The following is a 20,914-nucleotide window of genomic DNA, read 5'->3' on the forward strand; positions in this document are numbered from 1 at the left end:
ATCGCCGGGTCACCCACCTTCTGCCCACTCCTCGGGCGCCGCGTCGAGTAGCTCGGCGAGGCGGGCGCGATCCGGCAGCGGGCCGTGGTCGCCGGTCACCCGCAGTGCGGCGCCCGCCGTCAGATGCCCCAGCCGCAGCGCCCGTACGGGTTCCTCGCCACGCAGCAGCCCGGCGAGGAACCCGGCCGCGAACGCGTCACCGGCGCCCACCGGTTCGATGACTTCGACCTTGGGCGCGGGCACGGTGTGGACTCTGGGGCCGTCGAAGGCGGTGGCGGCCCGTGCACCGTCCTTGACGACGAGGACGGGCGGTTGTGGCAGCAAGTCCCGTACGGCGAAGGCGTCGGTCAGTCCGTCTCCCCACAGGGCCTGTGCCTCGTCGAGGCCCACGAACGTGATGTCCGCCCGTCGGGCGAGCCCGAGCAGCACGGTGGCCGCCGCACCGTCCGCCCACAGAGCGGCCCGGTGGTTGACGTCGAAGCTCACGGGGCACGGGCGTTCAGCAATGTCGGGCTCGAGCAGCGCGGTGACCAGGTCCCGGCAGCCTGCCGAGAGCGCCGGGGTGATGCCGCTCAGGTGGATGAGGCCTGCGGAGCGCACGGCGTCGTCGTCCAGGAGGTCCGGGGTCAGGGCCGAGGCGGCGGAGCCGCGGCGGTAGTAGTGGACCCGGGTGCCCTCAGTGCCGGGGTCCTTGACGAGGAGTCCGGTCGGGCGGTGCGGGTCGGTGCGTACGCCGCTGACATCGACACCGGATGCGGCCACCTCGGCGCGGATCCGGTGTCCGAACGGGTCGTCACCGAGCGCGGAGACCCAACGGGCGGGCACCCCGTGGTCGGCGAGGTACATCGCCACGTTGGACTCAGCGCCCGCGATCCGGATCCCGAGCAGACCGGCGCCGTCGAGCGGGGCGGCGGGTTCGGGGATCAGCGCGGCCATGGTCTCACCGATACAGGTCACCGGTCCCGTCACCGGCCGCCGGCCGGTTTCGCGGGACGTGTGAATCGTCGTCACTCGGTTCTCCCGGGGTGGTAGGCACACGTGGGCAGGCCCCGGACGCCGACCCGGGTGGTGAAGACCGCACCGTCCAGCGGTCCGGGTGCAGCGAGACCGTGCCGCGCGCTGGTGACGTACAGCCTGTCCCCGTCGAGGCACAGCCCGGCGGGCTGCGTCGCAGGAATTCGGATCTGCCGGTCCAAGGTGCCGTCGGCGCGGTAGCGGTGGACGGTGCCGGTGCCCCAGACCGCAGTCCACAGGGCGCCCTCGGCGTCCACCGTCATACCGTCGGGGCTGCCGCGGTCGAAGGTGGCGAAAGTGTCCGGCGTACCCGGCAGCCCGGTGTCCGGGTCGACCGGGTACCGGCGGATGATGCCCTTGGCGCTGTCGGCGAGGTACATCACGGTGCCGTCCGCACAGAATGCCGGGCCGTTGGGGACGGTGAGGCCGTCCAGCACCCGGATCACCGTGCCCTCGTGGTCGACACGGTAGAGGGAGCCCGCGCCGTCCTCGGCGTCGTAAGCCATGCTGCCCGCCCAGAACCTGCCGTACGGATCGGCGGTCGCGTCGTTCATCCGCATGGCCGTGGCGGCCCTGTCCTCGGGGCGCGCGAGCCACTCGGTCCGCCCGTGCGCGGTGATCAGACAGACACCGGTTCCGGCGGCCGCGATCCAGGTGCCGGGACGTGCGTGGACGGGGGCGACCGCGCCCAGAGGCACGGACAGCCGGGCGAGTTGCGTCAGCGGAGCTGAGCGGTCCGCGGGTCCGGCCAGCAGCCGCCCGGTGAGGATGTCGACGAGGACGATGCCGTCGTCGACCGCGCGTATTCCTTCACCGAGCCCGAGCCGGTCCTGCCAGCAGACGGCCGGTGTGCCGGCGGTCATCGGCCGGCGTCCGCGGGGGCGGCGGCGCGTACGGCGTCGCGGAACGCGCGCGCCCGCTCGCGGAGTGCTTCGAGGCTGCCGCCGTCGGCCGCGTCGCTGATCAGCGGCGAGCCGACACCCACCGCGGTAGCCCCGTGCGCGAGATAGGTTCCGGCCGCGTCGGCGTCCACTCCCCCGACCGGCACGAACGGCGCGTCCGGGAACGGGCCGTGCAGTGCCCTCAGATAGCCGGGGCCGCCTGCCTGCGCCGCAGGAAAGATCTTGAAGGCGTCGGCGCCGAGCCGCTGTGCGGCGACGATGTCGGTGGGGGTCATCACCCCCGCGAGCACGGGCAGGCCGAGGAGCTTGGCCTCCGTGACGGCCTCGCAGACGGCAGGGGTGACGACGAAGTCGGCTCCCGCGTCGCGTACCGCGTGTGCGTCGTCGGCGGTGAGGACGGTGCCCGCACCAAGGGGTGCACCGGGGCCCAGGGCGGCGCGGGCCCGACGGATGACGTCGAGTGCGTCCTTTCCGCTGAGCGAGACCTCGATGAGCGGGAGGTGCTCCTCCACCAGTGTCAGTACGGTCCTGAGCGCGGCGTCCGCGTCGTCGCCGCGCACGATGGCGACGATCCGGTGGGTGCGCAGCGCGGTCAGCAGATCCACGTGCGAGTTCCCTTCCTGTCTGTGTCTTCTGATGCTGTGTTGGTTTCCGGCTCCGTCCGTGGCGCTGGTTGTGCCCACGGCTCCGGTACCTGCGCGGCCACGGTGAGACGCCAGCGGACCTCGCCGCTGCGCGGGACGCACGCGGCGTCCCCGTCCTCCGCGGCCGCCAGGTCGAAGACCCGGCCGAGCATGGGCTCGACCCCTACGGACCGGTACGGCTCCTGCTCGGGGAAGCCGCCGAGGTTGCGCCACAGCGCTACGGACACCGGCTGCCCTTCGGCCTCGACGGCCATACGCAACGTGGCCGCGCCGTCGCGTACGTACACCCGTGGGGTGTCGACGATCGCGCCGACGGCTGTCCCGTCATCCGGCCCGAGCCGGTCGAGCCCGGCCGTCCGTCCGGGCTGCGACGGCCAGAAGCAGGGGATCCACCGAGCGCCGCTGTCGGGATAGAAGCGGGTCGGCGTGCCGTCCCTGATCCCGATACAGGCCTCCTCCGAGAGATCGAGCAGCGCGTGCGCGGCCCACAGGAAGCGGTATCCGGGTTCGGCCGTGAGCCGGTAGTCGGCCACTGCGCGGTCCCCGTCGCTGCGTATCCGGCGGCTGAGCCGGAAGTCCGGGCAGTCGACGGACTCGGTGCCGTCGGCCCGCTGCCAGGGCCGGGCCCAGGCATCGCCGTGGTCGGGTGCGCCGCGTACGGTCGGTACGCATTCCTCCAGCCCACCGGCGTCGGCGAAGGCGTCGCCCGGAACGGCGCCGGGGCGGCGTGGCTCGTCGCGGTGCCAGAGCCATTCGCGGCCGGCCGCACGCAGGGACGTCCACCGTCCGCCGTGGGCCGGGTCGGTCTCGATGCTGAGGGTGGTCATCGTGCTCACCACTCGGCGAAGGCGCCGTCGTCGTGCCTCCACACCGGGTTGCGCCAGGCGTGTCCGGTCCGGTCAGCCGCGCGTACGGCGTTCTCGTCGACGGTGATGCCGAGCCCCGGCAGGGCCGTGCGCCGCGCCCGTCCGCCGACGAAGCGGAACGGGTCGGTGTCCACGACGTACGAGAGCAGGTCGGCGTCCTTGTTGTAGTGGATACCCCGGCTCTGCTCCTGGATGAGGAAGTTCGGGGTGGCGAAGGCGATCTGGAGACTGGCGGCGAGTGCGATGGGGCCGAGGGGGCAGTGCGGGGCGAGTTGCGCACCGTAGGTCTCGGCGAGCGATGCGATGCGGTGGACCTCGGAGATACCCCCGGCGTGCGAGAGGTCCGGCTGGGCGACCGCGATGCCGGCCGTGAGGGAAGGCAGGAAGTCGGCGCGCCCGTAGAGCCGTTCGCCGGTGGCGATGGGTACGGAGGTGGCAGCGACCAAGGAGGACAGCAGGTGTCCCTGGTCGGGAAGGAGGGGTTCCTCCACGAACAGCGGGTGCAGGGGCTCGATGGCCTGCAGAACGCGGCGCGCGCCGGCCGGTCCGAATCTGCCGTGCATGTCGATGGCCACATCACGGCCGGGGCCGAGAACCGCGCGAGCGGCGGCCACCCGGTCGATGACGGCAGCGGTCTCGGCAGGGGTGGGGAGAGGTGGTGTGCGGCCTGCCGCGTTCATCTTGACGGCGGTGAAGCCGGCCTCGACCTGGGCGGTGATCTGCTCGGTGAGCTCGGCGGGTTCATCGCCGCCGACCCAGGCGTAGACCCGTACCTCGTCGCGGACCGGGCCGCCGAGCAGGGCGTGGACGGGGGCGCCGTAGGCCTTGCCGGCAATGTCCCACAAGGCCTGGTCGATACCGGCGACGGCGCTGGAGAGTATCGGGCCGCCCCGGTAGAAGCCGCCCTTGCTGAGCACCTGCCAGTGGTCCTGGATGCGCAGCGGGTCCTGGCCGATCAGGTATTCGGCGAGGACATCGACGGCGGCGCGGACGACCTCGGCCCGCCCCTCGATGACGGGTTCCCCCCAGCCGACGACGCCCTCGTCGGTCTCGATCCGGCAGAACAGCCAGCGTGGCGGTACGAGGAAGGTCTCGATGCGAGTGATCTTCACCGGTTCGCGGTCCCCTCGTCGGTGGCCGGCCGGGTGCCGTGGGCCCGGTCGAGGTCGCGTACGGCCTGGTCGAGCAGGTCCCGCATGGCGCGTTCGGCGGCAGCCTGGTCCTGGTCGCGTACGGCGTCCAGCACAGCCCGGTGACTGGGTACGGGGTCCTCGCCGTGCGGCGAACTGTGCACGATCTCGTCGCGGTGCGCGAGGCCCGACTCGATGACCATCTCCATGCGTTCGAGCAATTCGTTGTGGGTGGCCGCGAGGAGCGCGCGGTGGAAGGCGAGGTCCGCCTCGACCGCGTGGGCCGCGCCGCCCTCCTGCTCACCCATCGCGGCGAGGGCCGCTTCGAGTGCGTCCAGGTCGGTATCGGTGCGGCGGGCGGCGGCCAGCCGGACAGCGGCCGGCTCGATGATGCCGCGCACCTCACCGAGGTTGTGCAGCAGTGCCGGATCGGTGCCGGAGTCGGTGCCACCCGCGAACTGCCAGCGCAGCACGTCCGCGTCGAGGAGGTTCCAGTCGGCGCGGGCTCTGACGAAGGTGCCGCGTTTCTGGCGCGCATCGACCATCCCCTTGGCGGCGAGGACCTTCAGGGATTCCCGCAAGGCGGTCAGGCTGACGTCCAACTCGTCCTGCAGCGCCACGAGATCGAGTGTCGCTCCTTCGGGGATCTCGCCGCTCAGCACCCGGCGCGCGAGAGTCTCCACGGTCTGGCCGTGCACTCCGCGGCGCGCGTATGGCGTCATGTCTGTGTGCCTTTCTGGTGCGCGATGGGTACGGAGACGGTCAGGCCGAGGCCTTGACGACGGACCAGCCGCCGTCCACCAGCAGGCTCGATCCCGTGATGTAGGACGCCTCGTCGGCGGCGAGAAACGCAATCGCCGCCGCGGCCTCCTGGGGGGTGCCGAAACGCTTGGCGGCAGTCTCGGTGACGCTCTGCCTCCGGTCCTCCTCCGAGACCCGGTCCCATGCCCCGGTGAGGATGGGGCCGGGCAGGACGGTGTTGACCCGCACCTCGGGTCCGTACTCCACCGCCAGTTGTCCGCACAGAGAGAGCAGCGCGCCCTTGGACGCCGCGTACGCGGGATGTCCGGGGATGCCCTTGTGGGCGTGGACCGAGGAGGTGAGCACCACGGCGCCGCGGCGTTCGCGCAGGTCGGGCAGGACCCCACGGAAGCCGAGGAACGCTCCGGTGAGGTTCACTGCGAGCTGGCGCTCCCACGAGGTGACGGTCATTTCGTGCGCGGGGGTGACGTCGACCGTGAAGGCGTTGCTCACCAGGACGTCGACGGGGCCGAAGGTGTGCGCCGCGGAGATGATCCGCCCCCAGTCGCCCTCGTCCGCGACGTCCGTGCGGACGAAGAGGGCCCGGCCGCCCGCTGCTCGGATGCCCGCGGCGACACGCTCGCCCGCGTCCTCGGCGATGTCGGCGAGGATCACCGCCGCGCCTTCGGCGGCGAGCCGTTCGGCGGTGGCCGCGCCGATGCCCGACGCGGCTCCGGTGACCACTGCCACCTTGTCGGCGAAGCGGGTGTTTCCGTTCACGGGGCTGTCGGCTCCTCGGGTGGTGAAGCTGTTGGCGATTCTGCCGGTGGCGCCGTTCGGACGGTTGGCTACTGCCTCACGCGTACGACGAGTTGGACTGCAGGGTGACCAGAAAGGTGCGGCTCTGTGCTGTGCCGAGGTGTGCCTGCGACTTTGCATGCGCGCCCACGGAACGAGGCCCGGCCTCCCGACCCAGGCGGCCGGGCCTCGTTCGGCTGATACAGACTGACGGGGCAACCGGGCCACCGTCAAGATTAATTACTAATTTATCTACTGGCTTTGACTGGGCCGGTTCCCTGCCCCGCGGCTCTCGGCCGTGCGGGTCACGAGAGTCCGATCCGGTTCATGGGTATCCGCTGATAGCCGGGGAGTTGAGCGGCGATCAGGTCGTCGTTGCCCAGGGTCGGCTTCCCGTCCACGACTGTCACGACGCCGGGATCGGCAGTGAGTGTCAGATTGTGGTCAACCGTTCCGTAGGTGCGCGCGGACGGGGCGATGCTCAGCGCGGCGACGGTGTAGAGCGCGTTGTACTCGACGACGTCGTACTTCGGGTACGCCGGCTGGTCGTCGGCGATGTTCACGAGGTTCGGATAGCGCGACCGCCAGGGCTCTTCCTGGTAGGGAACGGCGGCCAGCATGTTGTACATACCCCAGGCGCCACCGGGCGCTACGTTCGCCGCCGCCCAGTTGAGTCCTCGTTCGTCGAGCGTCACCGAACGGCCGGACGACAGCATGATGTTGTTGCTGATGACGTTGTCCCGGCCGCCGCCGATCTGGAAGGCGGTGTCTACCTTGTAGAAGATGTTGCCGAACGCCGTCGTTCCGCAGAAGCAGTCGTCGAGGTAGACGCCCGAGGCGAAGTGGGATCCGCCGCTGCCCACGATGTCGTGCAGGAAGTTGTAGCGGATGACCGTGCCGCGTCCGGTCCACTCCCGTCCCGCGTAGATGGCGCCGGCGTCGTTGGTCTCCTTCACCACATCGTTGATCTCGTTGTACTCGATCACGTGATCGTTGCCGCGGAAGAGGATGGCGACGTGCGGCGCATCGTAGATGTGGTTGTTGGCGACGTGGTTTCCGACACCGGCGAGTTCGACTGCGGGGCTGTACGTCAACTGGAGGCGGCTGTAGTCGTGGATCTCGTTGCCGACCGCCCGGTTGCGCGCCGGGGTGAGGGTGGCCCGGTCACCGCCGGCGAGGGCGATGCCACCCTGGCCGATGGCCTGGATGTGGCAGCCGCGGACCTCGTTCCCCGATCCGCCGTGCGGGCCGGCCGAGACACTCGTGTCACCGATCGTGACCGCGCGACCGCCCAGGAGCCGCAGGGTGCAGTCCGCGACCGTGTTGGACGTGCCGTCGGTGATGACGATGCCGTCGCCACGCGACCCCTCGAACGTGAGGTTCGAGAACGTGACGTTCGAGCAGCCGTTGAGGACGGCCATCGGGTCGGCGAGCAGCGACAGTTGCACCGACGCGCCGGTCAGGTCACTCGGCGGGTACAGGTACAGCTTCCCGGTGGCCCGGTCGAGGTACCACTCACCCGGCGAGTCGAGTTCCTCAAGCACGTTGTAGTAGTAGTAGCGCTGGCCCGCCTTGACGCTGTACATGCTGGCGGTCTTGGTGGAGACCGTCTGCGCCGCCGGGTCGATCGCCTTGATCTGAAGGTTGCCGTCGGCCCACTCGTAGAACCAGTAGCCCTGCATCCACACGTCACTGGTGTCGGTCCAGGTCGACGGCCGGGGGTCGGTGTACTTGAACGTGGCCCCCTTGGCGAATTCGGCGGCCATCTTGTCGGGGTCACCGAGGACGCTGCGGGGGTTCCCGCCCGGGTCGATGACCTGGCCGACGGCGAGGAACCCGGTGCTCGGGTAACGGGCGAGGGTCATCGCCTCGCTGTTGAAGAACAGTTCGGGCGGGGTGACCGTGCGCGGCAGGCCGTATCCGGTCTGGACGATCTGGCCGTAGTCGGTGATCCCGAGCGCCTTCAGGTCGAACTCGCGGACGATGTCACGTGACCCGGCCGGGAGACGGTTGCGTATCGCCTCGTCGCTGACCGCCTCGAACCCGGTAGCAGGCAGGTCCACGCCGCCGACGAGCCGGACCTGTTCGCCGTTGTAGGCAGCGTAGGTGACCGGCCGGCCCGGCGCACCGGAGTCCTGCGCTTCGAGGGTGAAGCTTCGCGTCCGCCGGTACGTGCCGCCCCGGAGGAAGACGGTCACCGGTGCCGTGGCACGGCCCGGCGCACCCTGCCGCCAGGCCCGGATCGCGTCGCGCGCCTTCTCCGGCGTCGCGAATGGCGCGGCCTGCGTGCCCCGGTTCGAGTCCTTCCCGTCCGTTGCCACGAAGAAGGACTTCTGGTCCTCGGCCCGGTCTCGCCGGTCACCGGTACCGGCGTAGGCCGGCCCGGCGATGAGGGCTGCCGACGCACCGGCACCGACGGCCCCGGCGGCCCTGAGGAGATCACGTCGAGAGAATCTGGACATGTAGTGCCTTTCGTAGGTGCCTACTGGAACCGGGCCCTCGGTCCGGGCGCACGGCGCCTCCGGCCGGGCCCTCGTTGCACGATGCTCCGGCTAATCGATAATCGCTGAGCGACAAGTAGTGGGTCGGCGGTAGCGAGTGTCAAGGGGTCTTGCAAAACCCGCTGAATGAAGCCGAGTTCACCCGTCACGTAGGTTGCGAACGGGTAACGCTGCCGTTGCCAGCTCTTGACCGCTGCCCGGCAGGTCCTCGATGGTGAGCTCGCTATCGATAAGCGATAGGCGATTAGCGATCGATGGAGGTTTCGATGGTTTCGGTTTCTCGCCGGCACCTGGTCAAGCTGGGTGCCATCGCCATATCCGCCGCACTGCTCACGGGCTGCTCGACCGGCACGGACTCAGCAGGCGGCGACAAGAACATCCGCATGCTGGTCAACATCACTCCGGTGCTGACCAAGCAGTTCTACAAGGACCTGGTGGCGGGGTACGTCGCCAGTCATCCCGGAGTGAAGGTCACGATCGAGGCGCCCACCGGCAGGGGCATCGAGGACACGCTGAAGCAGCAACTGGCCGCGGGCAGCCCGCCCGACATCCTCGCCGGCGGGCAGAACACGGCTCTCGCCGGACAGATGGAGCCGCTGCCCGACGAGCAGTGGGTGAAGGACGCACCGTTCGCGGAGGCGTCCAAGCTGGACGGCAAGGTGTGGATGGCCGGTACCGGCGTCCAGCTCCAGTCGCTGGTGTTCTACAACAAGGCTGCCTTCGCCAAGGCCGGTGTCACCGGGACGCCCAAGACGGTCGACGAGTTCACCGCCGCGCTGCGCAAGCTGAAGGGCGCCGGTTACACGCCGCTGCAGACCGGTGGTGAGTGGACCACCGGCGCGCAGGCCCTGATGATGGCCAACCCGAACGTGATGAACACCGAGCCGCAGTGGTACGCGAAGCGGAACAAGGGCTCCGTGACCTTCGCCGGCAGCAACTACGCCAAGTACCTGGGCGTCTACCAGTCCTGGATCAAGGACGGCCTGGTTCCCAAGGACGCCAACGGCATCAAGTACCAGGACATGATCAACAACTTCACAGCCGGCAAGTCGGCGACGATGGTGATGGGCAACTGGCTGGCGGCCTCGCTCGCCGAAGCGAAGCCGGGCATCGACGCGGGCGTGTTCCCCGTCCCCACGCTCGACGGCTCCACGCCGCCACAGGCGGCCAACCCGGCCATGCCGTACTCGGTGCTCAAGAGCTCCAAGCACTCGGACGCGGCAATAGACCTGGTGAAGTACCTGGTCAGCGACAAGAAGGCGATCACGAAGGCGCTGAGCGCGGAGGGCAACTTCCGTACCGGATACAGCTACGAAGCCTCCCCGCTGACCAAGGACATCGCGAAGCTCCTCGACGAGGCCGGCGGCAAGACCGTGGCGATCGGCCCCGGACTGGGCGACAACTCCTCCCCGTCGGGCTTCCCCGCGGAGTTCAACACCCAGGTCCAGAGCATGTATCTCGGGACGACAGCCGATCAGGTGGCGGGTGCCATGGACAAGTGGTGGGCCGCGAATGCGCCCAAGTAACGTGACGCTTACCGCTCCTGGACCGTCGGACAACCCGCCGGTCCCCGAGCGCCCCCGTCACACTCACCACACTTCCCCGCGCCCGCTGCGCGCACGCGCCGCCCGCAGCCTGCCCAGCATCTTCATGGTCGGCCCCGCACTGGCGGCGATCGTGGCCTTCATCCTCATCCCCGTCGTGGTCGCCGGACGGCTCAGCCTCACCGACTGGGACGGTTTCTCCGACAACTCCAAATTCCTCGGCCTGGACAACTACGTTCAGCTGTTCCACGACCCGGACGTGGCGAGCGCGGCATACGTCACGCTCGTGATCGCGGTGGTCGGCACCGTGGCCTGCAACGTCCTCGGCCTGGGCCTCGCGGTCATGCTCAACGGCCAGGGGCGCGTCAAAGCGATGCTGCGGGGCCTGTTCTTCTACCCGCACGTGCTCGGCGCGGTCATCATCGGTTTCCTGTGGTCGGCCATACTGAGCAGCGAAGGAGCGGTCAACACCCTCCTGACCGCGGCGCACCGCTCGAAGATCCCGTTCCTGTCCGATCCGCAGTGGGCGCTCGCAGCGGTCGTCTTCGTGGTGATCTGGTCGACGTTCGGGGTGAACGTGGTCCTCTACCTCGCCGGGCTGCAGACGATCCCTGAGTCGCTCCTGGAGGCGGCGCGCATCGACGGCGCCTCACGCTGGCAGACGTTCCGCCAGGTCGTGCTGCCGATGCTGGCACCCACCGTGACGATCAACGTGGTCCTCGTACTCGTCCAACTGCTGCGGGTCTACGACCTGGTACTGGCGATGACCGACGGTGGTCCGGCCGGCCACACGCAGACGTACGCGTACCTGGTCCTGTCGGAGTCGTTCCTGAACGGGAAGATCGGCTACGCCTCGGCCCAGAGCATTGTCCTCATGGTCGTCATCGCGGTGCTCGCCGTCGTGATCGTGGCGCTGCGCCAGCGCAGCGAGAAGGCGGTGGAACTGTGAACCGCAATGCAGGCAGCCGGGTCGGCTCGGTCATGCTCGGTCTTTTCGCACTGGTCATGCTGGCGCCGCTGTACCTCGTGATCGTCAACGCGTTCAAACCGGAATCGGCGATCCGTCAACGGCCGTTCTCCGCCGACCCGGGCGTGCTGTCCACGGACTATCTCCGATCGGCGCTGTCGTCGCCGGACTACAACATCATCAAGGCGTTCGGTGTGACGGTGCTGTTCGTGGTCCTGGTCAACGCGCTGTCTCTGGCGCTTGCCGGTCCGGCCGCCTACGTCATCGCCCGGGGTACCCGCCCGTGGCACAAAGGGATGCTGCTGGTGTTCCTGGCCGGGCTGTTCATCCCCGGGCAGGTCCTGGTCATCCCGGTGATCTACGTGCTGCGCTTCACGGGTCTGATGGGCACGATCCCCGGCTTCGTCATGTACGAGGCGACGCTGACCCTGCCCCTGTCGATGTTCCTGTTCGTGGGCTACATCAAGTCCATCCCCCGGGAGCTCGACGAGGCGGCGCAGATCGACGGCGCGGGCCGGCTGCGCACCTTCTGGCAAGTGATCTTCCCGCTGATGCGGCCGGTCGTGGTCACCGCGGTCGTCCTGCACACCATCGGGGTCTGGACGGACTTCGTGAACCCGCAGATCGTGCTGGGCCCGACGTCGGGCCTGTATACCGTGATGACCGGCGTGTACTCCGCGATCGGTCTGCACACCACCGACCTGTCCGTGGTCTACCCGACGCTGCTCCTGGCGATCGCACCGGTGCTGGTCTTCTTCGTGATCATGCAACGCAAGATCGTCGGTGGCCTCACCGCCGGCGCGACGAAGGGGTGACCGTGGGCAAGCACATGGTGAGCGTGACGGCGTCCGTGCCGGCCTGCGAACCGCCGGCCTGGGCCGTACTGCAACGACAGCTGTTCTCGGTGCTGGACGAGGCATGGCGGGTCTTCGAGGACCGGTACTGCCACCCCGACGGCGGGCTGCGCTTCGACGGGGAACTGAAAGGCCGTGACGGGGCGGACGACTTCTACGAACCGTTCTTCAACTGGCCGATGCTGTACATGCTCGGCGGGGCGGACGACCTCCTCGACGCCTGCAAGAAGCACTGGAACGGGATCACTCGACAGCTTTCCGACGCCGGGTTCCTGGTCGATGAGTACGAGCGCGGGTACGACTGGTTCCACCAGGGCGAGTCGCTGCTGATGTTCTACGGGATCTGCGCGGCCGACCCGTCCGACGACACGTTCCGCCAGCGGGCGCTGCGCTTCGCCGACCTCTACCTGCCCACCTCGCCCGTCGGCAATGTCGACGGCTCGCAGCGGATCATCCGGGCTCCGCACACCGGGGCCGGCGGGCCGCGCCGGGGCGTGGACGACGGATGGGCGCAGGGGTTCGGCGCCGGACTGACCAACATGAAACCGTACGGCCTTCCCCTGGAGGATCTGCCCGGCATCGACACCTGGGACGACCTGGCCGACCCCGTCAACGCGCGGCGTATGGGCGAGGCGATGAACCGGCGGCTCGGCGACGGCGACGTCGCGGTGAACCTCGCTTCCACCTCGCTGATCGCCAACGCGTGGCTGTACACGGGCGAGGACCGGTACCGCGACTGGCTCGTCGACTACGTGCAGGCCTGGCGGGACCGGGCCGCCGCCGCGGGCGGCGTCATCCCCGACAACGTGGGGCCCTCCGGGGAGGTCGGTGAGCTGCACGACGGCCGCTGGTACGGCGGCCCGTACGGCTGGACCTGGCCGCACGGTCTGCACAGCGTCGGTGCGGTCGCGGTCGTCGCTGCCATGAACGCCGCTCTGGTGACCGGCGACAACGCGTGGTTCGACCTGGCCCGCGCCCCACTGGACCGGGTGCTGGAAGAGGCGACGCGCGGGCCGGTTCGTGACGGTGACTCCAGCATGGCCTCGACCTGGCTCCAGCGCCTCGGCCCTGATGCCGACAGCGACCTGCAACTGGTGCCCTACCGGTACGGCCTGCACGGCTGGTTCGACCACCAGCCGCTGCAGATCGCCTTCCCGGCCTGGATCTGGTGGTGCTCCGGCGACCCGCAGGACCGGCAGCGGCTTGACCACGTGGAACGCGAATGCGGCTACGACTGGACGACCGTGCACGCCTTCCGCGACAAGGAGGAGGCCGGACACGAGGCGCCGTGGCTCGCCTACCTCGACGGTCGCAACCCCGACTACCCGGCCCGGGCCCTCGGCATGGCGCTGGGTCAGGTCGCCCGCAGAATGGCACTCGTCCACGAGGACGCGTCATCGGTCCGCACCGATGACATCCACTGGTGGCAGCGGCTCAATCCCGTGGTGACCGAGATCCTGGTGCAGCTGACCACCGGCGCTCCCGCCGCTCCTTACAACGGCGGGCTCCAGCAGTCCCGGGTGCGCTACTGGGACGCCGACCGCGGCCGTCCCGGCCTGCCGGCCGACGTCGCCGCCCTCGTCGACGGGCTCGACGAGACCCGGGTCGGCGTCCAGTTGGTCAACCTGAGCAATACGCAAGAACGGCGTGTGGTCGTCCAGGCCGGCGCGTTCGCCGAGGACGGCATCGACCACGTCGTGGTGGATCAACTCGACGACGGCTACCCCGGCCCCAACCGCGCCTACCGGGCGGACGAGTTCACGACCAGTACCCGGCGCATCGACGTGCGCGACAACCACCTGCTGGTGATCCTGCCGCCGGGTACCCGGCTCGGCCTCGACATGCAGGTCCGGCGCCACCAGTTCACCCCGAGCCACCCCACGTTCGACCGATACCAGGAGAAGCAGAATGACGACCGATGAACAGGCCCAGCCGGTGTTCCCCCTCCCGGTGCGCGGCGACGCGTACCAGCGTGCCGATGCGGAACTGGTGGGCCAGATGGGCCAGGTGAGCAGCGCCACCGCGTGCGCGAAGCTCCACGGCATGGGCATCAGGCGCACGTGGATGGAGGGGCCGCAGCCCCTCGCGACCGGGCAGAAGATCGCCGGGTCGGCGTTGACGCTCCAGTTCATGCCGCAGCGAGAGGACATAGCCAGCGGCCTGGCCCAGGAGGCCGTCGAGCGCCAGACCGCCCTGTGGGCGGTGCTGGAGGCGGTACAGCCCGGTGACGTCCTCGTCATCCAGGCGTACGGGTCGGCGTTCAGCGGCTGTGTCGGCGACATGCTCGTCCGCTACTTCAAGCGCAAGGGCGGCGCCGGGATCGTCGTCGACGGCCGGATCCGGGACGCTCCGCGGGTCCGCGAGCTCGGCGTGCCGATCTGGTGCACCGGCACCACCCCGCACTACGCCTCCCAGTCGGAACTGTTCCCCTGGGCGTACGACGTGCCGGTTGCCGCCGGCGGAGTGCTGTGCCTGCCCGGCGACATCGTGGTCGCCGACGACGACGGCGCCGTCGTCGTCCCCCAGGCGACCGCACCGGAGGTGGTCGCCACGGCCCAGGACCACCAGGAGTGGGAGGTGTTCAGCCGGATGCGCCTCGACCAGGGCGCCAAGCTCGGCAACTACTACCCGCTGACCTCGGAGTCGCGCGCGGAGTACGAGCAGTGGCGCGACCAGCAGCGGTCGTCGCAGCGATGAACCAGGTCTCGGGCCCGGGTGTGCTGGGCCGCACCGGTCTCACGGTCGGCAGGCTCGGCCTGGGCTGCGCGCCCCTGGGCAACCTGTACGAGCCGGTTCCGGAGCAAGACGCCACCGGCACGGTGCATGCCGCGCTGGCGGGCGGGACGCGCCTGTTCGACACCGCTCCCCGGTACGGCAACGGCGTGTCCGAACAGCGCCTCGGCCAGGTGCTGGCCGGGGTGCCCAGGTCCGAGGTCGTCGTCGCGACCAAGGTCGGATACCTCCTGACCGGCGACGGGGCCGAGCCGGACTTCTCCTACGACGGCACCATGCGGTGCCTGGAGGAGAGCCTGACCCGGCTCGGCCTGGACGGGGTGGACATCGCGCATGTGCACGACCCCGACCACCATGAGCAGGAGGCCCTCGCGGGGGCCTTCCGCGCCCTGATCGACCTGCGGGAGCAAGGCGTGGTGTCGGCGGTGGGCGCGGGCATGAACCAGAGCGCCATGCTGGAGCGGATCGTCACGCGGGTCGACGTGGACTGCGTGCTGCTGGCCGGCCGGTACACTCTCCTCGACCAGGAAGCTCTGACGGGCCTGTTGCCCGAATGCGAGGCTCGCGGTGTCGGGGTCGTCCTGGGCGGGGTGTACAACTCCGGCCTGCTGGCGGATCCGCGACCTGGCGCGAGGTACGACTACCGGACAGCCGAACCGCACCAGGTTGCCGCCGCGCTGGCCATCGCAGAGATCTGTGCCCGCCACGGGGTGCCGATGAAGGCGGTGGCCCTGCAGTTCGGGTGGGGGCATCCTGCCGTGTCCACTCTGGTCGTCGGAGCCAGGACGGCCGGTGAAGTGCGGGAGAACCTCGCCATGGCGCAGACCACCGTCCCCGCCGACCTGTGGGCAGAGCTGCGCGCGGCGGGGCTGCTCCCGCAGGAGGTGCCGAGCCCGTGACCGCCCTCGACGCACACGTCCACTTGTGGGACCCCGGCCTGCACGACCACGCGTGGCTGCGGTCCGCGGGCGAACTGAACCGCCCCTTCCTCCTCGACGACCTCACCGCGGCCGCCGGATCGGTGACGGCTGTGGTCGTGCAGGCCGGGCGGACCGTGGCCGAGGCCCGTTGGCTGCTGAGCCTGGCCGCGCGGTCCGCACGGCTCTCCGGCGTCGTCGTCCACGCGGATCTCGCCGATCCGGCCGGTGTGGACACGATCGACGCACTCCGTGCGGAGGACGGGAGTTCGGCGCTGGTCGGGGTCCGTGACCCGGTCGGGGCAGGCGAGGGCGCCCGTCTCGGACTGCCCCAGGTGCGGCGTTCACTCGCGGCTCTCGGTGAGCGGGGCCTGACCATGGACCTGCTGCTGGGGCACGGGACTCTGCGTGAGGCATACGCAGCGGCCAGGGACCTGCCGCAGGTGCGGTTCGTCGTCGACCACGCCGCGATCTCGGCCGTCAATGTGCGGCGCGAAGGCCTCAGCGAATGGGCCGCGCAGCTGACGCCACTGGGCCGACTGCCCAACGTGGTGTGCAAGTTGTCCGGACTCGGCAAGGCCACCGCTGAGCCGGGCGGAGTGCCCATGGATGCCGTTGCTCGGGTGCTGCTCGACGTGTTCGGGCCACGCCGGCTGATGTTCGGGTCCGACTGGCCGGTCAGCACACAGTGGTCGGCGTACGAGGACGTGGCCGGGGCCGCGGCCGGTGTGCTGGGCGGGCTGACCGCGGACGAAGCCGCCGCAGTATGGGGCGGAACGGCCGTCGGGGCCTACGGACTCGATCCGGCGGGCACGTCCACCATGGACAGGATGACAATGATCCGGCAGAGGGAGCACTGATGACTGGTCTGAACGATCTGCTCGAACAGAACAGGGGCATGACGTCGGGCGGGCTGCTGTCCGACCGCGTCTACCGGCTGCTGCGTTCGGCCATCCTGAGCGGCGAGATGGCGCCGGATCAGCGGATCGTCGAATCCGACATCGCCAAACGCCTGGGCATCAGCCAGGCTCCCGTGCGCGAGGCCGTCAAACGGCTGGTACACGAGAGCCTGGTCACTCACGTGCCACGGCTGGGCAGCCGGGTCGCCAGCATCTCGATCGAGCAGGCCGAGCAGGCACGAGAGCTGCGCGGTCTGCTGGAGGAGTTCGCCGCCCGAGCCGCCGCCCAGCGCCGCGCCGAGGGCTACGTCGACCAGCTGAACTCGGTGATCGACGACATGCGACGGGCGGCCCTGCACGACGACCCGAGCAGCTTCCGCGACAGCGACATGGCTTTCCACCGCCTCGTCTGCCAGGCCAGCGGCAACCACCTGCTGCCGCGGTTGTGGGAGGTGATGGAGCCCAGTCTCTGGACGCTGCGCGTGGTCTCCAACCCGTTCTACACCGGCAGCCGCGACAAGCTGGTCGACGAACACGCGCGCCTGCTCGACATACTCGTCAACGGCCGGGAGGACGACGCCGCAGAGGCCTTCCGTCGCCACGCGACCGGCGCGGCCAAGCCGTCGCAGCGCGACGAATAGGACCATCCGGCTGCAACACGGTAGGCGGGCGCGATCCGTACCGCGACCGTGTTCACCCATGGCCGCGGTGAACGGTACGGGTCGCTGTCGGTGTACGGCGAACCGGTGGGCGCGGGCGACGTGTTCGCCAGCGGCCACCGGTACTGCCCTCTCCCGGCGCTGACTTGGGTGGCCCGGCTTACGGCTCGGCCACCTGATCACCGGCGCCGGGGCGTGACCGGAAGGCCGGGCCGCTGCCGGTCATGGACGCGGCTCAGTCACGCATCGAACGACATTGGAGGTTCCGCATGCCCCGGCAAGGCGCGCACGCCACCGGCTCCACCGATACCACCCGGATTCTGCTCACGGGCGCCGCCGGCAGGGTCGGCACGCAACTGCGGCCGCTGGCGGCGCGGGAGGGCCGCACGCTGCGGCTTCTCGACATCACCACGCCGCCCGCCGTCGAAGGGAGCGGAGCGGAGGAGACCGTGATCGCCTCTCTCACCGAAACCGAGGCGCTGCTGGAGGCATGCCGGGGCGTCAGCGCGATCGTCCATCTCGGCGGCCAGAGCGTCGAGTCCACCCTGGACGACGTACTGGACCGCAACGTGCGCGGCACACTGAACCTCCTGGAGGCGGCCCGGCTGGCCGGCGTGCCCCGGGTCGTCCTCGCCTCCTCGGCACATGCCGTCGGCTTCCACCAGTACGACGGCACTCCGGTCGCCGCAGACGCACCGGCCCGCCCGGACACCCTCTACGGCTGGAGCAAGGCCGCGATCGAGTCCGCCGGGCGCCTGTACCACGACCGCTTCGGCATGGACATCATCTGTCTGCGCATCGGAAGCTGGTTCCCGACGCCGAACGGGATGCGCGGGCTGTCCACCTGGCTGTCACCGGCCGACGGGCACCGCCTCGTCGAAGCCTGCCTGAGCTGCCGCGAACCCGGCTACCGGATCGTCTGGGGAGTCAGCCGCAACACCCGGGGCTGGGTGAGCCTGGCCGAAGGTGAGGCGATCGGCTACCACCCGCTCGACGACGCCGAGCAGTTCGCACCCGAGGTGATCGGCGAGTGCGGCCTGCCGGACCCTGCCGACCCGATCACACCCCGGCTCGGGGGCGACTGGTGCGCCATCCCGCTGGGGCAGACCTTGTGACAGCCATCCGTTCATAACAGCCATCTGCTCGTAACAGTCGGCCGAGTACCGCCTCGGCCGAGGTAACCCTTGAAGTGGAGATTCATCCATGAATACCGTGAAATGCGATGAACGAACAACGCGGCTCTCGGGACTGCTCTCCTTTCCTCTGACTCCCTTCGACGACGCCGACGAGGTCGACCTGGACGTCTTTGCCTCCCACGTCGAGGCACAGATCGCCGCCGGACCCAGCGGGCTGTTCGTGGCGTGCGGCACCGGCGAGTTCCCCGCGCTCGGGCTCGACGAGTACCGGCAGGTCGTGGCCACCGCGGTGAAGCAGGTCGCCGGACGCATACCGGTGTTCGCCGGGGCGGTCGGAGGCCCGCGGGTCGCGCGGAAGTTCGCGCTGGCCGCACAGGAATGCGGCGTCGACGGACTGCTGTTGCTGCCCCCCTATCTGCTGACGTCCACCCCGCAGGGGCTGGTGCACCACATTCGCTACGTCGCCGCGGCCACACCGCTGCCGATCACCGTCTACCAGCGGGCCAACGCGGTCCTCGATCCGGCAGCCGCGGTGGAGCTGCTCGACATCCCGAACGTAGTGGGCATCAAGGACGGCCGCGGCGACGTCGACGCGATGCTGCGCCTGGTCACGGCCGTACGTACCAGCGGACACCCCCGCGCCGCCGAGTTCGGATTCCTCAACGGCCTGCCGACTGCGGAGCTCAGCGCACGGGCTTACGCAGCGATCGGCGTGGAGAGCTACTCCTCGGCGGTGCACTGCTTTGCCCCCGACATCGCCACCGCGTTCCACCGGGCTGTGCGCGACGACGACGAGGAGGCGCAGCGAACACTGCTGACGGAGTTCTACCTGCCGTTCGCCGCGCTGCGCGACCGCGTGCCCGGCTACGCCGTTTCGCTGGTTAAGGCCGGTGCGCAGCTGGCCGGTCTGGCCGTCGGCCCCGTCCGCCCGCCGCTGGTGGAGGCCGCACCGGAGCACGTCGCGCAACTCGCGTCCATCGTGGACCGCGGACGCACGGCGCTCCGTCGACTGGAGGAGTCCCGCGCATGACGACTGGTTCTCGTACGAGGAAGGGCCCCATGGAGCCACAGAGCCCGTCAGGGCACCCCACGATCGTCGACATCCGCATCACGCCCATCGCATTCCCTGACCCGCCGTTGCTCAACGCCGTGGGCTGCCACGAGCCGTGGGCGTTGCGCGCGATCATCGAAGTCGACTGCGGCGACGGACTCGTCGGGCTCGGCGAGACCTACGGCGACGCCTCGCACCTGGCGGTGCTGCGTACGGTGGCACCGCTGCTGATCGGGCTGGACCCGTTCCGGACCGAATACATCAAGTCCGTGGTGGACGGGCTGCTCGGCACCGTTGACGCGCCGTCGGAGAAACTCGGTCCGTCCGGCGGCATGGGCCCGGAGAAGGTGTCGCTGCGGGTCTTCTCCGCATTCGAGGTCGCCTGCCTCGACGTACAGGGCCAGGCGATCGGCCGTCCGGTCCACGATCTCCTCGGCGGCCGGGTACGCGACGCCGTGCCCTTCTCGGCGTACCTGTTCTACAAGTGGGCGCAGCATCCCGGCGATGCCCCGGACCTCTTCGGCGCCGCGCTCGACCCTGCCGGGATCGTGGCCCAGGCCCGGACGATGGTGCAGAAGTACGGCTTCCAGTCGATCAAGTTGAAGGGCGGTGTCTTCCCTCCCGACGTGGAACTCGACGCCATTCGCGCGCTGCGTGAGGAGTTCCCCACGCTGCCGCTGCGCATCGATCCCAACGCCGCGTGGAGCGTCGAGACCTCCCGCCGGGTCGCCGCCGAGACTCAGGGCCTGCTGGAATATCTCGAAGATCCCACCGAGGGCCTGGCCGGCATGGCCGCCGTCGCCGAGACCGCCGGGATGCCGCTGGCCACCAACATGTGCGTGGTCTCCTTCGACCACATTCCCGAGGCCGTCGATCGCGGCTCCGTTCAGGTCATCCTGTCCGATCACCACTACTGGGGCGGACTGCGGCAGTCTGTGCGCCTGGCGGGCATCTGCGAGACCTGGGGCCTTGGCCTGTCGATGCACTCCAACAGCCATCTCGGCATCAGCCTTGCCGCGATGACCCACCTCGGCGCGGCACTGCCGCAGCTGTCCTACGCCGCCGACACCCATACGCCCTGGCAGCTGGGTGTCGACGTGGTGGAGCGCCCGCTGACCTTCGTCGACGGCGCCGTGCCAGTGCCGATGTCGCCGGGGCTCGGCGTGCGGCTGGACCGGGACGCGCTTGCCCGGCTGCATGAGAACTACCTTCGGCAGGGCATCACCGGACGCGACGACACGGGTTACATGCGCCGGTTCCACCCGGACTTCAACCCGACGAAGCCGCGGTGGTGACCGGGGATCCGGTCAGCCTCTCGGGGCACGCCTACTCAGAGCGCAAGCGCGAGTGTGAAGTAGACCATGAACCCGGCCGGCAACGCTCCCGGCCGGCGGTCCCGTTTGCGACACTCCGACAGGACCTCGCCCACCAACTCGGGCGTCACCCACTGCGTGATCAAGCCCAGCCGTACTCGCTCAGATACCCCGCTCCACGGATGCACACCCCGCATAACGGCGCAACGCTCAGTCCGTCACTACCAGCTCAATGAACATTCAAA

The 20,914-nt window shown here is 69.8% G+C and carries 20 protein-coding genes; 11 read left to right on the forward strand and 9 right to left on the reverse strand.

The window, feature by feature from the left end:
• Positions 1-9: 9 nt before the first annotated feature.
• The 8 genes from ACIPEK_RS32015 to ACIPEK_RS32050 form a co-directional block, all read right to left on the reverse strand.
• The gene (locus ACIPEK_RS32015) at positions 10-1,011 is read right to left on the reverse strand and encodes a sugar kinase (RefSeq protein ID WP_402003247.1); all 1,002 of its coding nucleotides are present in this window, start codon (positions 1,009-1,011) and stop codon (positions 10-12) included.
• Positions 1,008-1,877: an SMP-30/gluconolactonase/LRE family protein gene (locus tag ACIPEK_RS32020; protein WP_402003250.1), complete on the reverse strand. Its 870-nt coding sequence runs from the start codon at positions 1,875-1,877 to the stop codon at positions 1,008-1,010. The genes ACIPEK_RS32015 and ACIPEK_RS32020 overlap by 4 nt, the downstream gene beginning before the upstream one ends.
• On the reverse strand, positions 1,874-2,521 hold the full coding sequence (locus ACIPEK_RS32025) for a bifunctional 4-hydroxy-2-oxoglutarate aldolase/2-dehydro-3-deoxy-phosphogluconate aldolase (protein WP_402003253.1): 648 nt from the start codon (positions 2,519-2,521) through the stop codon (positions 1,874-1,876). Before ACIPEK_RS32025 ends, ACIPEK_RS32020 begins: the two co-directional genes overlap by 4 nt.
• On the reverse strand, positions 2,509-3,387 hold the full coding sequence (locus tag ACIPEK_RS32030; protein WP_402003256.1) for a hypothetical protein: 879 nt from the start codon (positions 3,385-3,387) through the stop codon (positions 2,509-2,511). The genes ACIPEK_RS32025 and ACIPEK_RS32030 overlap by 13 nt, the downstream gene beginning before the upstream one ends.
• Positions 3,388-3,392: 5 nt before the next feature.
• Complete coding sequence (gene dgoD / locus ACIPEK_RS32035; RefSeq protein WP_402003258.1) at positions 3,393-4,538, reverse strand: galactonate dehydratase; 1,146 nt, start codon at positions 4,536-4,538, stop codon at positions 3,393-3,395.
• Entirely contained in the window at positions 4,535-5,278 is a 744-nt protein-coding gene (locus ACIPEK_RS32040) for a FadR/GntR family transcriptional regulator (RefSeq protein WP_402003261.1), read from the reverse strand. The genes dgoD and ACIPEK_RS32040 overlap by 4 nt, the downstream gene beginning before the upstream one ends.
• 40 nt (positions 5,279-5,318) lie before the next feature.
• Positions 5,319-6,077 (reverse strand): SDR family NAD(P)-dependent oxidoreductase, encoded by a 759-nt coding sequence (locus tag ACIPEK_RS32045; RefSeq protein ID WP_402003264.1) that lies wholly within the window; start codon positions 6,075-6,077, stop codon positions 5,319-5,321.
• A 323-nt stretch (positions 6,078-6,400) separates the two neighbouring features.
• Positions 6,401-8,557, reverse strand: coding sequence for a right-handed parallel beta-helix repeat-containing protein (locus ACIPEK_RS32050; protein ID WP_402003267.1), 2,157 nt, complete (start codon positions 8,555-8,557; stop codon positions 6,401-6,403).
• 305 nt (positions 8,558-8,862) lie between these two features.
• Between ACIPEK_RS32050 and ACIPEK_RS32055 the strand changes: the two genes are divergently transcribed.
• The 11 genes from ACIPEK_RS32055 to ACIPEK_RS32105 all read left to right on the forward strand — a co-directional run bounded on the left by ACIPEK_RS32055 (position 8,863) and on the right by ACIPEK_RS32105 (position 20,651).
• Positions 8,863-10,122, forward strand: a complete 1,260-nt coding sequence (locus ACIPEK_RS32055; RefSeq protein WP_402003270.1) for an ABC transporter substrate-binding protein — start codon at positions 8,863-8,865, stop codon at positions 10,120-10,122.
• Complete coding sequence (locus ACIPEK_RS32060; RefSeq protein ID WP_402003273.1) at positions 10,109-11,089, forward strand: carbohydrate ABC transporter permease; 981 nt, start codon at positions 10,109-10,111, stop codon at positions 11,087-11,089. The genes ACIPEK_RS32055 and ACIPEK_RS32060 overlap by 14 nt, the downstream gene beginning before the upstream one ends.
• Positions 11,086-11,922, forward strand: coding sequence for a carbohydrate ABC transporter permease (locus tag ACIPEK_RS32065; RefSeq protein ID WP_266750906.1), 837 nt, complete (start codon positions 11,086-11,088; stop codon positions 11,920-11,922). Before ACIPEK_RS32060 ends, ACIPEK_RS32065 begins: the two co-directional genes overlap by 4 nt.
• 2 nt (positions 11,923-11,924) lie before the next feature.
• Complete coding sequence (locus tag ACIPEK_RS32070; protein ID WP_402003276.1) at positions 11,925-13,883, forward strand: hypothetical protein; 1,959 nt, start codon at positions 11,925-11,927, stop codon at positions 13,881-13,883.
• Positions 13,870-14,658 carry a ribonuclease activity regulator RraA gene (locus ACIPEK_RS32075; protein ID WP_402003279.1) on the forward strand — a complete coding sequence of 263 codons (789 nt, stop codon included), beginning with the start codon at positions 13,870-13,872 and terminating at the stop codon, positions 14,656-14,658. Before ACIPEK_RS32070 ends, ACIPEK_RS32075 begins: the two co-directional genes overlap by 14 nt.
• Positions 14,655-15,593 carry an aldo/keto reductase gene (locus ACIPEK_RS32080; protein WP_402003306.1) on the forward strand — a complete coding sequence of 313 codons (939 nt, stop codon included), beginning with the start codon at positions 14,655-14,657 and terminating at the stop codon, positions 15,591-15,593. Before ACIPEK_RS32075 ends, ACIPEK_RS32080 begins: the two co-directional genes overlap by 4 nt.
• Positions 15,590-16,471, forward strand: coding sequence for an amidohydrolase family protein (locus ACIPEK_RS32085; protein WP_402003282.1), 882 nt, complete (start codon positions 15,590-15,592; stop codon positions 16,469-16,471). The genes ACIPEK_RS32080 and ACIPEK_RS32085 overlap by 4 nt, the downstream gene beginning before the upstream one ends.
• Entirely contained in the window at positions 16,471-17,151 is a 681-nt protein-coding gene (locus ACIPEK_RS32090) for a GntR family transcriptional regulator (RefSeq protein ID WP_241200358.1), read from the forward strand. Before ACIPEK_RS32085 ends, ACIPEK_RS32090 begins: the two co-directional genes overlap by 1 nt.
• A 287-nt stretch (positions 17,152-17,438) precedes the next feature.
• Positions 17,439-18,284, forward strand: a complete 846-nt coding sequence (locus tag ACIPEK_RS32095) for an NAD-dependent epimerase/dehydratase family protein (RefSeq protein ID WP_402003285.1) — start codon at positions 17,439-17,441, stop codon at positions 18,282-18,284.
• Between the two features lie 88 nt (positions 18,285-18,372).
• Positions 18,373-19,335 carry a 5-dehydro-4-deoxyglucarate dehydratase gene (locus ACIPEK_RS32100; protein WP_402003288.1) on the forward strand — a complete coding sequence of 321 codons (963 nt, stop codon included), beginning with the start codon at positions 18,373-18,375 and terminating at the stop codon, positions 19,333-19,335.
• A gap of 29 nt (positions 19,336-19,364) precedes the next feature.
• Positions 19,365-20,651: a glucarate dehydratase family protein gene (locus tag ACIPEK_RS32105; protein WP_402003309.1), complete on the forward strand. Its 1,287-nt coding sequence runs from the start codon at positions 19,365-19,367 to the stop codon at positions 20,649-20,651.
• 35 nt (positions 20,652-20,686) lie between these two features.
• On the opposite strand, the gene ACIPEK_RS32110 is transcribed toward ACIPEK_RS32105, so the two are convergent.
• Entirely contained in the window at positions 20,687-20,866 is a 180-nt protein-coding gene (locus ACIPEK_RS32110) for a transposase domain-containing protein (RefSeq protein WP_402003291.1), read from the reverse strand.
• Positions 20,867-20,914 lie beyond the last annotated feature (48 nt).

Origin of the sequence: Streptomyces sp. NPDC088246 (assembly GCF_044741025.1) — a bacterium.
GTDB lineage: Bacteria > Actinomycetota > Actinomycetes > Streptomycetales > Streptomycetaceae > Streptomyces.